14 protein-coding genes are annotated in these 14747 nt (G+C 38.9%); 8 read left to right on the forward strand and 6 right to left on the reverse strand.

The window, feature by feature from the left end:
* Window positions 1-161 precede the first annotated feature (161 nt).
* Entirely contained in the window at window positions 162-1187 is a 1026-nt protein-coding gene (locus PESP_RS07900; protein ID WP_089347544.1) for an energy transducer TonB, read from the forward strand.
* Window positions 1188-1289: 102 nt separating this feature from the next.
* Here PESP_RS07900 and PESP_RS07905 read toward each other — a convergent pair whose 3' ends face one another.
* Both PESP_RS07905 and PESP_RS07910 read right to left on the reverse strand, forming a co-directional pair.
* Window positions 1290-2474, reverse strand: a complete 1185-nt coding sequence (locus tag PESP_RS07905) for an acetyltransferase domain-containing protein (protein ID WP_089347545.1) — start codon at window positions 2472-2474, stop codon at window positions 1290-1292.
* A 140-nt stretch (window positions 2475-2614) separates the two neighbouring features.
* Window positions 2615-3031 (reverse strand): MgtC/SapB family protein, encoded by a 417-nt coding sequence (locus tag PESP_RS07910; RefSeq protein WP_058549073.1) that lies wholly within the window; start codon window positions 3029-3031, stop codon window positions 2615-2617.
* A 362-nt stretch (window positions 3032-3393) separates the two neighbouring features.
* Here PESP_RS07910 and PESP_RS07915 point away from each other — a divergent pair, with 362 nt between their 5' ends.
* Window positions 3394-4899: a BCCT family transporter gene (locus PESP_RS07915; RefSeq protein ID WP_245852161.1), complete on the forward strand. Its 1506-nt coding sequence runs from the start codon at window positions 3394-3396 to the stop codon at window positions 4897-4899.
* 72 nt (window positions 4900-4971) lie between these two features.
* Complete coding sequence (locus PESP_RS07920; protein ID WP_089347547.1) at window positions 4972-5352, forward strand: hypothetical protein; 381 nt, start codon at window positions 4972-4974, stop codon at window positions 5350-5352.
* Here the strand turns inward: PESP_RS07920 and fghA are convergent.
* Window positions 5306-6148: an S-formylglutathione hydrolase gene (fghA, locus tag PESP_RS07925; protein ID WP_089347548.1), complete on the reverse strand. Its 843-nt coding sequence runs from the start codon at window positions 6146-6148 to the stop codon at window positions 5306-5308. The genes PESP_RS07920 and fghA overlap by 47 nt on opposite strands.
* Before the next feature lie 68 nt (window positions 6149-6216).
* Entirely contained in the window at window positions 6217-7338 is a 1122-nt protein-coding gene (locus tag PESP_RS07930; protein ID WP_089347549.1) for an S-(hydroxymethyl)glutathione dehydrogenase/class III alcohol dehydrogenase, read from the reverse strand.
* 131 nt (window positions 7339-7469) lie between these two features.
* Between PESP_RS07930 and PESP_RS07935 the strand changes: the two genes are divergently transcribed.
* The 5 genes from PESP_RS07935 (at window position 7470) to PESP_RS07955 (ending at window position 12178) form a co-directional block, all read left to right on the forward strand.
* A complete protein-coding gene (locus tag PESP_RS07935) occupies window positions 7470-8339 on the forward strand; it encodes a LysR family transcriptional regulator (protein ID WP_174694394.1) in 870 nt (289 codons plus the stop codon).
* A 125-nt stretch (window positions 8340-8464) separates the two neighbouring features.
* On the forward strand, window positions 8465-9682 hold the full coding sequence (locus PESP_RS07940) for a lipoprotein-releasing ABC transporter permease subunit (RefSeq protein WP_089347551.1): 1218 nt from the start codon (window positions 8465-8467) through the stop codon (window positions 9680-9682).
* On the forward strand, window positions 9675-10373 hold the full coding sequence (gene lolD / locus PESP_RS07945; protein WP_089347552.1) for a lipoprotein-releasing ABC transporter ATP-binding protein LolD: 699 nt from the start codon (window positions 9675-9677) through the stop codon (window positions 10371-10373). The genes PESP_RS07940 and lolD overlap by 8 nt, the downstream gene beginning before the upstream one ends.
* Complete coding sequence (locus PESP_RS07950; RefSeq protein ID WP_089347553.1) at window positions 10363-11607, forward strand: lipoprotein-releasing ABC transporter permease subunit; 1245 nt, start codon at window positions 10363-10365, stop codon at window positions 11605-11607. The genes lolD and PESP_RS07950 overlap by 11 nt, the downstream gene beginning before the upstream one ends.
* Window positions 11608-11713: 106 nt before the next feature.
* Window positions 11714-12178 carry a YehS family protein gene (locus PESP_RS07955; RefSeq protein WP_089347554.1) on the forward strand — a complete coding sequence of 155 codons (465 nt, stop codon included), beginning with the start codon at window positions 11714-11716 and terminating at the stop codon, window positions 12176-12178.
* A 71-nt stretch (window positions 12179-12249) separates the two neighbouring features.
* On the opposite strand, the gene PESP_RS07960 is transcribed toward PESP_RS07955, so the two are convergent.
* Both PESP_RS07960 and PESP_RS07965 read right to left on the reverse strand, forming a co-directional pair.
* Entirely contained in the window at window positions 12250-13983 is a 1734-nt protein-coding gene (locus tag PESP_RS07960; protein ID WP_089347555.1) for an AMP-binding protein, read from the reverse strand.
* 173 nt (window positions 13984-14156) lie between these two features.
* Complete coding sequence (locus PESP_RS07965; protein ID WP_089347556.1) at window positions 14157-14603, reverse strand: DUF3010 family protein; 447 nt, start codon at window positions 14601-14603, stop codon at window positions 14157-14159.
* Window positions 14604-14747: the final 144 nt, after the last annotated feature.

The following is a 14747-nucleotide window of genomic DNA, read 5'->3' on the forward strand; positions in this document are numbered from 1 at the left end:
GAATCCCAAGGCGCTGCTTAAAGCGCCTTTTTTTATGTTTAAATTTTACCTCGCTGAGGTTTTCTTCGATTAAAAAATAGTCGCCTTTGTTGTTTCTTACCTTGCGTTTATAGGCTAGATTTGTTTTTATAATAGAAACATAATCTAGGATGGATAAATCGATGAAAAAACTTTTACTCGCACTTTCTCTAGCTTCAACCTTTACTCATCTATCAGTTTCAGCAGATGACTTTGTACCAGCACAGGTGATAAATAAAAATTACGACCAGCTCACTAATACGTCACCGCGTGCATCAAGGTTAGAAGGCATTAATTTAAGCAGCTACGTGGTTGATGAAAACGGGCAGGTAAGTGATATCGAAATTGTGGCCACGGCAGGGCAAAAAAAATATCAGCGAGAAGCTATCGATTACGTTTCTAAACTTAATTATAAAAGTGCACAACTTAATGGCGGCGCTGTTTCTTCAGCTAAAACTATTACGGTAAGCTCACAAAATGTACACGCTAGTTTTTCTAATGATCAGGCATCTCCAGGGTTTTTCAACGATTATGAGAAAGCCAGCCAGCTTATTGATGAGAAAAAGTTCGATGAAGCTAAAACGTATATTACTGAGCTTGAAAACGAGCATACTAAAAATACGGTTGAAATAGTTTTACTCGCGTGGCTTAAAAGTCAGCACAGCTACTTTGTACAAGACTGGAAAAGCTTTGATGAGCATATTTATGAAGCGTTTTTATTTAGGGGTAACTTACCCGATCAAATTAAAAAGCGAGTGATTAAAAATGCACTACAGTGGTTTATATCAAAGCAAGACTATGTGCGCGCTTATGATGCGATTGAGGCATTGGGCGATATAGAATCTATAACCTTTTCAGAGCAAAATAAAGCACAGTTATTAGCGCAAGTGAACGATATATATAAAAATTCGGGTGATATAAATCAGCAAATATTGCTTGAGTCTGAGCAGGCTGTTTTACCTTTATTATCTAAAAGTGAAGTTGAACTAAAAACTGACAAGCCTTTATCTAAAGTACAGCTTCGCTGTGAAAATAAAGTAGTGGATTACGATACAAGCGCTATTGATAAAATTGTAATTTCGAAAAACGATGTTCGCTGTGGACTGTTATTGAAAAGTGCTCAGGCTCAAACAGTTACAATTAAACAAAGTGGTGAAAGTTTTTTATAAAAACTTACTAAGCATACTTACTAATTATAACCCCGCAGACTAATGCGGGGTTTTTGTTTTTAAGGTATTTAAGTTATTTGAGGTATTTAAAGTATTTAAAGTTTATATATATTTAGAAATTAGGCTGTGTTTGTTATTTCGCTTCCAAGTAATGTAGCGCTTAGCAAGTAAGGTGGTAAGCCCAATCACTACAGCTATAAATGTAAGTGTTGCAATATAGCTCATTCCATAACCTGTTGGTAAGCCCACAAGGGTTTCGCCGTAGGTCATATCGCTAAAGTTAAGCCCTAAAACAGGAATTAATAGCCAGGCTATTGCATGCAGTAAATACAAATGTACAAGGTATGAAAACATACTGGTTTTACCAAGTACTTGTAAAAAGCCACGAGAAAAGTCTACTTTAAAGTGGCTCAAAAGCTTAAGTGCTATAAGCCCCAAACCTACTGTTAACAGCATAAACTGTAAGGAAAGAGGGTATTTTGTTGGGTTTAAAAACGACATAACTGTATCAGCAGTATTACTATGAACTGTAAATATTGAAGTATCACCGTATAAATTAAAACCGCGTAGCACTGCATATAAAGCTAAGCAACTTATACCCAGTAAAGCTGCATGGTTTATTGCTTTTGTACTGTATTCTTTCGCTTTGTAGTAAACACCGGCGCAATAAGCCAGTGCCATTAAGCCTACAATAGGCGTTACTGGGTAGGTTGTTCTCATTTTTAAACCGAAAGGCAGTTCGAGTACATTTTTTTGATGAGCGATAGACCAAAGCGTATTTGCTAGAGTATTAGGCTCAAAACTTACACCATCAAACATATTGTGGCCAAAGACTAATAGTAGGCCCACTATAAATACAGCATGTAAGCCAATTAAACGAAGCAGCCCCAGCATTACAAAGCCCCAACCTATAGCCCAAATAACTTGTGCGTATAACATAGGAAATAACGGGTTAAAGCTCCACGACCATGAAACGATGGTAAATTCAAACAAAATAAGTACTAAACCGCGGACAATCAAGTTGTGTGAAAATGCTCTGCTAGAGGTGTATTTATGCTCGGTTATAGCCGCAGACAGCCCCGCTAAAAATACAAAAAGAGGCGCACAAAAGTGCGAAACAAAACGGGTGAAAAAGGTTAGGGGATCAGTCCCCGGAATAGTCATCGGATCGGTTACTGAATAATTTAGGCAGTAATACATGCCATGGTCTATAACCATAAATATTATAATAATACCTCTAAGTAAATCAATGTGATGCAGTCGAGGCGTTGCGGGTAAGGTCGACATTATTAAGCTCAAAACGCGTGATGAAATTTGCCGGTATTATATGTTATATGATAACGCCATGCGAGTTTGAGGGGGTTAGTTTATGTGTATGTAATCTAACTCTTTAAAGTTGGTAAAAAGTTTAGTATCCAGATTTGTGGCTATTTAAACTTTTTAACGTACCTGAGTGTTATAAAATTAATAACAGCGAGCAATATCGCTATTTCATAACGGCTATACGCTACAGCAATGCCAATTAAACCCATATTCCAAATACTTGCTGCGGTTGCAGTGCCTGATGTTGATTTATTATTTTTTAAAATTGCACCACCGCCTATAAAACCAATACCAGTAATTATGCCTTGCAGCATTTTAGATTGCGCCTCAGCACCATCTAGCACTGACATCGCTATTAGCGCATAACCACACGATGCTACGGCAACTAATGGAAAAGTTCTTAATCCTGCACCATCGTGGCTGCGTTCTCTATCGTAAGCCATAGGAAGAGCAAGCAAGTAGGCTATGCCAAGGTGAATTAAATTATCGATGATTTCGTTCCACTGTAAATCAATTTCCATTGTTATTCCTATTGATAAAGTTTGTAAATTAATAGCAATAGATAAGCCAACTATAAACTAATTATAAAACAGTAACTTATTTGTTTGGTGTGTAGCAAAAGTTAAAAATACTAGAAACATTTACACAATCAGTTACGCTTTTACTCAATAACAAATATTAATAGTAATATGCAGAAATAACTGAGTAGGAGTGAGTTTGCAGGGCGTTGTAATAACGGGTGTTACGTTATTTATGACGATATTTTCACTTCAAAAACCCTTAATTAGCTCACTCAATAAAGCAAGCTGGTATAAGAAGATTTGAACTGTGTATTAAAGCGCCGTATTCTTTTAAACATAAATAACATATGCGCGAGAACCACTTGCACTTAACAACTTCCAAGCTTGAACAAACAGCCTTATTACTTTGCATTAGCCTATCGGTTATCGCTTTTTTATTTCCTGAATTACTAACAGCAAACTTACAGCCAGTTATTAATGATTTATTAGGCTTGTTAGGAGCACCATTTTTTATTTTGGTAAATCTTTTATTATTTGCGGTAATTGCCATTGCGATTAGCCCAATTGGGCAACGTAAAATGGGTGGAGAACATGCCCAAATTGAATTTAGCCTGTTTGGCTGGCTTTCTATGCTTTTTGCTGCGGGTATGGGGTCTGGGTTAATTTTTTGGGGCGTAGCTGAGCCTGCACTTCATTCAGTTAATTCTGTACTAAAACAAAGTTTATATGCAAACACTCAAACGAGTGGCTTGGCGCTTACACTTGTAAATTGGGGAGCACATGCTTGGGCGCTGTACGCGGTGTTTGGTTTAGTGTTAGGAGGGCTTAGTACTAAAAGTGGTAAAGCCGGCGATATAACCGCGCCCGTTATTAATTCAACCAAAGGGGTTATTAATAGAGGTTGGCAATTAAAGTTGAGCTTTAGTATTAAACTTATAGCCATATTTGCAATATTTTTTGGTGTTGTAGGGACTATTGCAAACTCCACGTTATTGCTTCGTAAAGGGTTGGAGCTAAAGCTTGGCGTTGAGTCGGTATTGCTTTCGGGTTTTATTATAATTAGTTTAATCGTGATTTTATATACGGTTTCGGCAAAGCTTGGCCTTAAAAAGGGTGTGCAAGCGCTGAGCAAGTTTAATGTGTTTTTAGCTTTTGGGCTGATTATATGGTTATTGTTTTATGTACCAGCAAAACCAATTATTGATATAGCAATAGGGGGAACTTGGGATTACATTCAACTTATTACTACTGGTACTTGGCAATTAGAAAGCGTACTTAAAAACCCTGAGTGGGCAAATGGTTGGACCTATAATTATTATTTTTGGTGGTTAGCTTGGGGGCCATTTGTGGGTGTGTTTTTAGCTAAAATAAGCCAAGGTAGGCCTGTATGGCAATACATTATAGGCGTAGTCTTTGTGCCTACTTTTGTAACCATAATATGGTTTAGTGTTTTTTCGGGGTCGGCTATAGCGTGGGACCAAACGCATAATGTAGGTATTTTAGCGGCCATTAAAGCCGATTATACCCAAGGGGTATTTGTATTTTTTGAGCAGTTAGGCTGGCAAGGAAGTATTTTAATTTGGTCAAGCTTGCTGCTTTTGCTGATTTTTGTAGCAACATCGGCAGACTCAGCAATCCTTGTAATAAAGGAATTAAGTTCGTCAAATAAAAACATGCATACTAATGACACCGTAAGTTTATATGGTTGGTCTTTTGCTTTAGGTTTATGCGCCTTTGTATTACTTGTTCAAAATAACGAGCCACTCAATAGAAGCGTTGCCATTATTGGTGCGCTTCCGTTTTTGGTTATTTTTATTTTACAGCTGGTGGGTTTTATTAAAGAGTTTATAAGTGAATTTAAGCACTAGAGCTTACATATTTTTACAATACTATTTATAAAGCTGTATATAATTTAGGTAATATTTTGATCAGGATGAATCATGAGAACACTAGCTATATTTTTATGTGTTATTTATCTAAGTGGCTGCACCGTCGCTGGAGCTATAATTGACGGGCAAGCACAGTTAAATGCACGTGATAATAAATATAGTAATAGTCCTGCTCGTTCAGAGCCCTATAAAAATCCACTCGAACCTGTTCCTACAAACAAAAATGGGTTCAGTTTTACCGATATTGGATTGCAAATAGATTCATTACTGATCAATTTAGTCAAAGGTAAGGGCAATAACAATACGGTACAGGTATGTAGGCAAGTGAGTAAGGTATTGAAAGAGTGTGTAGAAGTAGATAAATCAAATCTACACACTAATGAGTCTACGCAGTCAAAAACTGACTATGAAATAATAAGTGTTGATCAATAAAAGTACTTATAAAAAAGTAGCTATGGTCGTAACCTGCTTGCATTTCAAGAGTGAGCGGATAGCCTTTGTTATTAGCAACTGCCACTAAATTTTGTGGTTTAAGTTGCTCTTCTAAAAAGCCATCAGCATCGCCTTGCGTGGCAAGCATTGGAATAAACTCATCTTGCTTCGCTTTTTTCATCAATTCGCAGGTATCGTATTGCGCCCAAAGGGTTTTATCTTTACCTAAATACCCTGTAAACGCTTTAACGCCCCATGGGCAATCAATTGGGTTTACAATAGGGCTAAATGCAGAGGCACTGACATACGCTTGTGGGTTTTTAAGCGCGATCATTAATGCGCCGTGTCCGCCCATAGAGTGACCACTAATTGCTTTAGTACTTGTTACCGGAAAGTGCTGCTCTATAAGTACTGGGAGCTCGTCAACCACGTAGTCGTACATATTAAAATGTGTATTAAAAGGTGCTTGCGTTGCATTTACATAAAAGCCAGCACCTTGACCAAAGTCGTAATTATCATCATTGGGTACGTTATCGCCACGCGGGCTTGTATCGGGTGCAACTATTGCAATTCCTAGCTCGGCAGCTTTTTTAAACGCGCCCGCTTTTTGCATAAAGTTTTCGTCTGTACAGGTTAAACCCGATAGCCAATAAAGCACAGGGACTTTGTTTGTTTCGCTTGCACCTGGTGGTAAAAATACCGCAAAGCGCATAGTGCAATGTGTACTTGTTGCTGGGTGAGTATATTGCTTATGCCAACCACCAGCTACTTTTGTACTTGAGATATTCTCTAACATAATAATCCTTAAAAGCCGCAAACCTTTAGGTTTTACGGCTTTTTATTAAGTCGTTTACTAAGTGCTTATTAGTAATGAATTACTGTACGAATGCTTTTACCTTCGTGCATTAAATCAAATGAGTCGTTAATTTGTTCAAGGCTCATTGTATGAGTAATAAAGTCGTTTAACGCAAATTCACCCGCCATGTAGCGCTCAACTATTTCAGGAAGTTGCGAGCGACCTTTAACGCCACCAAATGCACTACCACGCCATACACGACCAGTAACAAGTTGGAAAGGACGAGTAGAAATTTCTTGGCCAGCACCAGCTACACCAATAATTACCGACTCACCCCAACCTTTATGACAACACTCAAGTGCAGAGCGCATTACATCAACATTACCAATACATTCAAACGAGTAGTCAACGCCACCGTCAGTCATTTCAACAATCACTTCTTGAACTGGCTTATCGAAATCTTTAGGGTTTATTAAATCTGTTGCGCCAAGTTTTGTCGCAAGGTCAAATTTACTGGTGTTAATATCAACACCAATAATACGACCAGCTCCTGCCATTTTTGCACCAATAATTGCTGATAAACCAATACCACCTAGGCCAAAAATTGCGACTGTATCGCCAGGTTTAACGTCTGCCGTATTTGTTACAGCACCCATACCTGTTGTTACACCACACCCTAATAAACAAATTTCTTCAAGCGACGCTTCTTTGTTTACTTTGGCTAGTGAAATTTCTGGAAGTACTGTGTACTCAGAAAACGTTGAGCAACCCATGTAGTGGTAAATTGGCTGGCCGTCTTTAAAAAAGCGTGTTGTGCCATCTGGCATTAAGCCTTTACCTTGGGTTTCTCGTACTGCTGAGCACAAGTTAGTTTTGCCAGATGTACACATTTTACAAACGCCACATTCAGCTGTGTATAAAGGAATGACATGATCGCCGACTTCAACACTTGTTACACCTTCGCCAACTGCGTATACAACGCCTGCGCCTTCGTGGCCTAAAATAGCTGGGAATATACCTTCAGGATCTTCACCCGATAAAGTAAATGCATCGGTATGACAAACGCCAGTAGCGGTAATTTTTACCATTACTTCGCCTTTTTTAGGCATCATCACATCAACTTCTTCTACGCTTAATGGTTGGTTAGGGCCCCAAGCAATTGCCGCTTTTGATTTTATAAATTCAGACATGTGTTTATCCTTTGTAGTGGTATTAAATATAAATTGTAGACCCAATTTGTTTGGGTGATGCGACTATTGTATTTGTTTCTCAGATAATGATAATCTCTGATTTATTAAAACACTTTTACAGTATGGTAATAATGGCGCGCTGGGACGGGATTGACGAATTTATAGCGGTAGGCGAAGAGGGTAGTTTTACCGCAGCTGCTAACTTACTGGGTTTATCGGTTGCGCATATTAGCCGCCATGTAACCGCGCTTGAGCAGCGCTTGAACACTCAGTTACTTACTCGTACTACACGCAAAGTTGTACTTACTAAAGAAGGCGACGCCTTCTTACATCAAATAAAACAACTGCAACACGCCATGGACGATGCAACACAAAGCTTAGCTACGCAGCAAACAACGCCAAAAGGTAAAATAAAACTTACTGCGCCGGTTATGTACGGCGAAAGCTTTATAATGCCAATAGTGCATAACTTTATGCACGACCACCCCGATGTTGAAGTTATTGCAACACTTTCTAACGAGCAAGAAAACCTACTCGAAGGCGGTTACGATTTAGCAATACGTCTTGGGCACCTAAAAGATTCAAGCCATAAAGCGCGACGTTTAAGCTCAAGGCGGTTTATTATGTGTGCATCTCCAGAATATTTATCTCGTTTAGGGCAGCCTCATACGCTGGGCGAACTTAGCCAACATCAGTGTTTAATTGGTAATAGTAGTTATTGGCGAGTAAACGAAAATGGGCGTGACAAACACATAAAAATAGCAGGGCGGTTGCGCTGTAATAGTGGTTGGGCATTAGTTGACGGAGCTAAAAAAGGCTTGGGTATAGTGCAGCTTCCTAACTACTACATAGAAAACGAATTACGGACGGGGGATCTTATACCTATTTTAACGTCGTATCAGAGCGATCAAGAAGGGGTTTGGGGGGTATATCCGCCTCGCCAGTTTGTGGCAACCAATGTACGTGTGCTGCTAGATTACTTAGTTACGGGGTTAAAATAAAGTAAGTTCAAATTATAGCCAAGTATAAGATTTATAAATTATTTCTTACATTTATGGTCATATTCAATTCATCTTAGTTCGTGCTACTATAGCAGCACACTTTTAGCATAAATGTTTTAAATAATATGTTTCAACCGGTTAGCTTATTTATAGGGCTCAGATATAGCCGCTCCTCAAAAGGGAATGCGTTTATATCGTTTATTTCGTTTTTTTCTATTGCCGGAATTGCCATAGGCTTAATGGCCTTATTTACTGTAAGTAGCGTAATGAATGGCTTTGAAAATAGCCTAAAAACAAATATGTTAGGGCTTATTCCGCACGTAGAAGTGCAAGCAGATAAACACACCAGTGCACAAATGAGTGCGCTAAAAGCTGACTTAGAACGCTCTGAATATGTTGATCACGTAAGCCTTTACCGCCACGGCGAAGCCATTTTACAAACTAATAAAGACCTTCATGGTGTATTGCTTCAAGGCTTATACGATAATAACGACTCCCTTTACAAAATTACCGATAAAGTAGTGCAAGGTAATTGGCAAAACGTATTAAGTGAAAATTACAATATTGCTATTAGCCGCTACTTAAGCCGTAAGTTAGGAGTAGGTATGGGGGAAAAGCTACGTGTTATTATGCCCAACGCTTCTACCTATACTCCACTTGGGCGTGTGCCTAGCCAACGTTTATTTAAAATAGCAGCAATATACGAAACCGGCTCCGAGATAGATATGGGCCTGGCGTTTACCAGTGGTGCCTCATTACAGCGGGTTTTAAAACTTAGTAAAAATACGGCGCCTAACTTAAGCATCTCTTTATATGAACCTTTTGAACTTGCACAATTTAAACAAGACAGCCAATTTATTCTAAATAACTTTGCCGTCACTGATTGGCGTAGCAGCCAAGGTACTTTATTTGCTGCAGTGGCAATGGAAAAACGAATTATGTCTATGTTGCTTGGGCTTATTGTACTGGTGGCTGTGTTTAATATTGTTTCTGCGCTCACTATGATGGTAAGTGAAAAGCAAGGCGAAGTTGCGATATTACAAACACTCGGCTTAACACCTTCACAAGTACAAAAAGTATTTATGGTACAAGGACTTTATAACGGTGTAATTGGCACCGTTATAGGATCGTTCTTAGGTGTGGTATTTAGTTTATATATTAATGAGTTACTTGCTGCTGTGGGGCTAAACCTACTGGCGGGAGTAGAGCTTCCGGTTAAATTTGATGTGTTAAGCCTTGTTGTTATTGCTATTGCTAGCATTGCCATGAGCTTTTTAGCCACTTTATATCCTGCGCGTAAAGCCGCAAAAGTAAAACCAGCAGAGGTATTACGTTATGAATGATTTAGTTATTAGCTGTGAAAATTTGATTAAAATTTACCAAGATGGTCAAAACCAAGTTGAAGTACTCAAAGGCGTTGATTTAGCCCTTAACCAAGGCGAAATGCTGGCTATTGTAGGCAGCTCTGGCTCAGGTAAAAGTACTTTACTGCATATTTTAGGCACTCTTGATACTGCAACCTCAGGTAGCGCAAAAATTAAAGGCCAAGAAGTAGCAAAGCTTTCACGCACTGAGCAAGCAGCATTTAGAAATCAAAACTTGGGTTTTATTTATCAGTTTCATCATTTATTAATGGAGTTTAGCGCAGCAGAAAACGTCGCAATGCCACTACTTATTAAAGGATTAAGTGCAAAGGCCGCAAAAGCACAAGCGCTTGAGATGCTAGATAAAGTAGGCCTTGCTCACAGAAGTGAGCATAAACCATCGGCACTTTCAGGTGGAGAGCGCCAACGTGTTGCTATAGCGCGTGCTTTGGTAACCAAACCTGTATTAGTGCTTGCAGATGAGCCAACTGGTAATTTAGATAAACAAAATGCGATTAAAATTTACGATTTAATTAATGAGCTAAATAAAAGCTTAAATACCAGCTTCGTGGTGGTTACTCACGACTTAGAGCTTGCCGATAAACTCGGTAAAATAGCATATTTAGATGATGGTAAATTAGCCATTAAAGAGTCGCAGCATGTTGCTTAGTGTATTTTTAAGTGAACGCTTTAGAGCATATTCAGGCCATAAAGACGAAAAAAATGCTTTTGTAAGCTTTATTGCCAAAGCCTCTACTGTTGGCATTTTACTTGGTGTTGCGGTTTTAATCGTTGCACTGTCGGTAATAAATGGCTTTGAGCAACAGTTAGTACACCGGCTATTGAGTGTGGTACCGCAAGTTGAATACGTAGCGCCAAGCAGGCCAATCGCAAATTGGCCAGAAAAAGTAGAGCAATTACAACAGCAACCTCGCGTTAGCGGCGCAGCGCCGTTTATAGCGGTTAATGGTATGGCGCAGTTTAAAAGCCAGCTTAAAGCGGTAGAAATAAGAGGTGTAGAGCCAAATTACGAGAGCAACGTATCTGCAATTAACCAATTTACACAAGGTACTCTCGTTAGCCAGCTTAAATTAGACGATGTTATTTTAGGTCAGCAAATAGTAAAGCAACTCGACGCTACTATTGGCGATAACGTTACGTTGCTCATTCCTAAAATTAGTGAGCAAGGTAAGTCGTTATTGGCCCCTAAACGCGTAACGCTAACACTTGCGGGTGTAATCGAAATGGGAGGACCAATAGATAGCTCCGCTGCGTTTATTCATTTAAATAAAGCACAAAGCGTTTTAGGTTACGATAATAGCCAAGTAACGGGGCTTAGATTAAGTGTTGATGACGTATTTGAGGCGCATCAAATTGCAATGCGAGTTGGTCAAACCATTAGTGATTATGTGTATGTGTCTAGCTGGTTTAGAACCCAAGGCAGCTTGCATCAAGATATACAAATGGTACGTACCATTGTTTATATAGTTGTATTTTTAATTATAGCGGTAGCCAGTTTTAATATTGTGTCCTCCTTGGTAATGGAAGTACGCGAAAAGCAAGGCAACATAGCTATTTTAAAAACAATGGGCGCTAAAGACAGTACTATTTTAGCCACATTTGTTATGCAAGGTTTAACGCAAGCTTTTGTTGGGGTACTACTTGGCACATTAATAGGGGTTGTACTTGCGCTTAATATAAGTGAGCTTTTTACTTGGGGGAGTCATTTATTTGGTGCCAACCCACTCGAAGGCGTTTATTTTATTGAGTTTTTACCCAGCAAATTGGTGCTTAGTGATATAGGTATAACAGTTATAGTTACTTTTTTACTTGCTGTGCTCGCCACTATTTATCCTGCGTGGCAAGCAACTCGAGTAGACCCGGCAAAGGTGCTTGGTAATTAACATTACTAAAATAATAGGGTCGGGTTTGTAAAGCTGCTAAACTGCGCGCTTCTTTATTGTTAAGCGCTACTGTTTAGCCTTACACCCCCTTACTCAGGAAATTACTTTGACAAATAACGATATTTTACGCCGCCTTCGCTATACCTTTAATTTAACAGATACAGCCATGGTTGATATTTTTGCTGCAGCAGAGGCTACAGTGACAACTGAACAAGTCATTGCATGGTTAACTAAAGAGGGCGATGAAGGCTTTGTAAAAATTTCTGACACTGAGTTTGCAACCTTTTTAAATGGCTTTATAAATACCAAACGCGGCAAGCGTGACGGCGAACAACCACTACCAGAAAGTAAGCTAAATAATAATATTATTTTTATGAAGCTGCGTATTGCGCTAAACATGAAAGCAGAAGATGTAATAGCAACGCTTGCGCTTGTTGACTTTGATTTAAGTAAACACGAATTAAGTGCGTTTTCTCGTAAAGTAGAAAACAAGCATTACCGTGTGTGTAACGATCAAATACTGCGTTTGTTTTTAACAGGCGTTCAGCAGCAATACCGCCCTGCAGAGTAAATAAAAAAAACAAAAAAGCTCAGCAATTGCTGAGCTTTTTTGTGTTTAGGGTGTGTGTTTAAGCTTTTTGTTTAAGAGAAGGCTTTGTCTGATAGCGCTTCTTGCATTTGCTCACGCATTTTAAACTTTTGTAGTTTGCCTGTTACCGTCATAGGGTAACTCTCTACAAAACGAATATACCGAGGCATTTTAAAGTAGGCGAGTTTGTCCTTTAAAAATGCACGAATTGCTTGTTCATCAAGTATTGCATCTTCTTTTGGTTGGATCCACGCGCATACTTCCTCACCGTATTTTTCATCACTGATACCAAATATGGCAGCATCTTGAATGCCCGGATAGGTATATAAAACTTCTTCTATCTCGCGCGGGTAAATATTTTCACCACCACGAATAATCATGTCTTTAATACGGCCAACAATGCTGACAAACCCTTCGCTATCCATAACACCTAAATCGCCAGAATGAAGCCAGCCGTCACTATCTATTGTGGCTTTTGTTTTTTCTTCGTCATTCCAGTAGCAGCGCATTATGCCTGCGCCTTTTGAGCATACTTCACCGGGTAAACCTATTTTTTGAATATTACCGAGTTCATCAATAATTTTAACCTCAGTATGTGCAAGGGCGCGCCCAACAGTTGTTACTTGACGCTCTATTGATGAGTCTGTTTCAGTAATGTTATTTATAGGGCTGCATTCTGTTTGCCCATACGCAATTAAAACCTGATGCATATTCATTTGGGTTTGAACTTTTCGCATGACTTGCTCAGGGCATGTTGAACCTGCCATTACACCGGTGCGTAAAGTGCTCAGGTTGTAATCGTTAAAATTAGCCAGCTCTAATTGGCTAATAAACATGGTAGGCACGCCATGGAGCGCGGTACATCCTTCTTGCTGAACAACATCAAGCGTAGTTTGTGCATCAAAAGCATCACTTGGATAAACGGCCGCAGCACCTTTAGTAACACATAATAAGCTTCCCAATACCATAGCAAAACAGTGATACAGCGGAACAGGAATACACAGTTTGTCTTGCTCTGTAAAATGCATTGCTTCGGCAACAAATAAGGCATTATTTAATATGTTTTTATGGGTAAGGGTCGCGCCTTTTGGGTTGCCCGTAGTGCCTGAGGTAAATTGTATATTTATATCTTGGTCGGCGTTTAAATTGGCCGCTATAGCGTGTAATTCGAGCTGGTGGGCAGGTGTGGCTAACTGCATAATATGTGTAAAAGAAAACATACCAGGGAGGGGATCATCACCAATACTAATAACGTTTTTAAGGCTCGGTAGTGCTTTTGAATCAAGCTTACCTGGGTCGCATTGTTTAAGCTCTGGGGCTAAGCTAGTTAGCATATCTATATAATTACTGCCTTTAAAACTGTTAGCTGTAATTAAAGTAGAACATTCTACGCTATTTAGCGCATAAGCCAGTTCGCTCGGGCGATATGCAGGGTTTATACACACCATAATGGCACCAATTTTTGCAGTAGCAAATTGAGTTAAGCACCACTGAATATTATTAGGTGACCAAATTCCTACCCGATCGCCTGGTTTTACCCCGCTAGCTAACAGCCCCATGGCTAGTTGGTTAACTTGTTGCTGAAATTCTTTATAGTTTAAGCGTACCCCTTGATGGCTTACTACAACAGCTAATGCATTTGGGTTTTTGTCGACAATAAAATCAAAGTATTCACCTATGGTTTTATTTACTAATGGGGTGCTTTGTGCCCCTTTAAAATAGCTTTGTGATAAAGGTAGGATGTTTATTAACTCCACTTCTTTTGCCGAGTTAGATAATGTGTGCATGTGCTTCTCCATGTTAATGTGTGTCAGTAACTAAGCTGTAGTTAAAATAAACACATATTGTCGACAAAGAGAAGGGCGGTTAGACTAATGTATTAACCATTAAATAAATTCTAAGCTTTAATTAGGCATAAAAAACGCGCCACTTGGGCGCGTTTTTACAATAAAGCTTTATATTACATTTCGTCGCTGCGGTATGTTTTTTTCATTATATAAACGTAGGCGTTTACGAATGCATTTTCTTGATATTTTTTAAGACCAGTGTCTTCAAACGCAATAGGAATTGGGTTACGTTTTACTTGCTCTTTAATTTCGGTCGTTGAGAACACGCGAACATCTAAGTTTTCAATTAATTGAATAGCAGTTTCCATTTTAAACCCCTTAGCGCTGCCCGCAAACTTACCTTTAGGTTGGCGTTCACGAATGGCTACAGAGTCAATTTGGTAGTCTTGCATTAATTTTGCAAAATCAAATTGAAATTTACGCATTATTTCAGTGTCGTTACCGTTACCTAAGGTAAAGCGTGTTTGGCGCACATCGCGAATATCAAATACGTCATTATCTTTACTTAAAATACAAAGTAGTACATCACTACCGGTAATTTCTACACCACATGTTCTCATTGCTGTTCTCTAATATAACTTAATTGCATCGTATTATACCCAACCTCTATTAAATTGCGAGGATAAGCCAATAAGTGATGCTTAAATAATACGGTATTTAAAATTGTCACATTATTGATTTAAATTACTTAACTAATAACTTAA

The sequence above is a fragment of the Pseudoalteromonas espejiana DSM 9414 genome (assembly GCF_002221525.1).
GTDB lineage: Bacteria > Pseudomonadota > Gammaproteobacteria > Enterobacterales > Alteromonadaceae > Pseudoalteromonas > Pseudoalteromonas espejiana.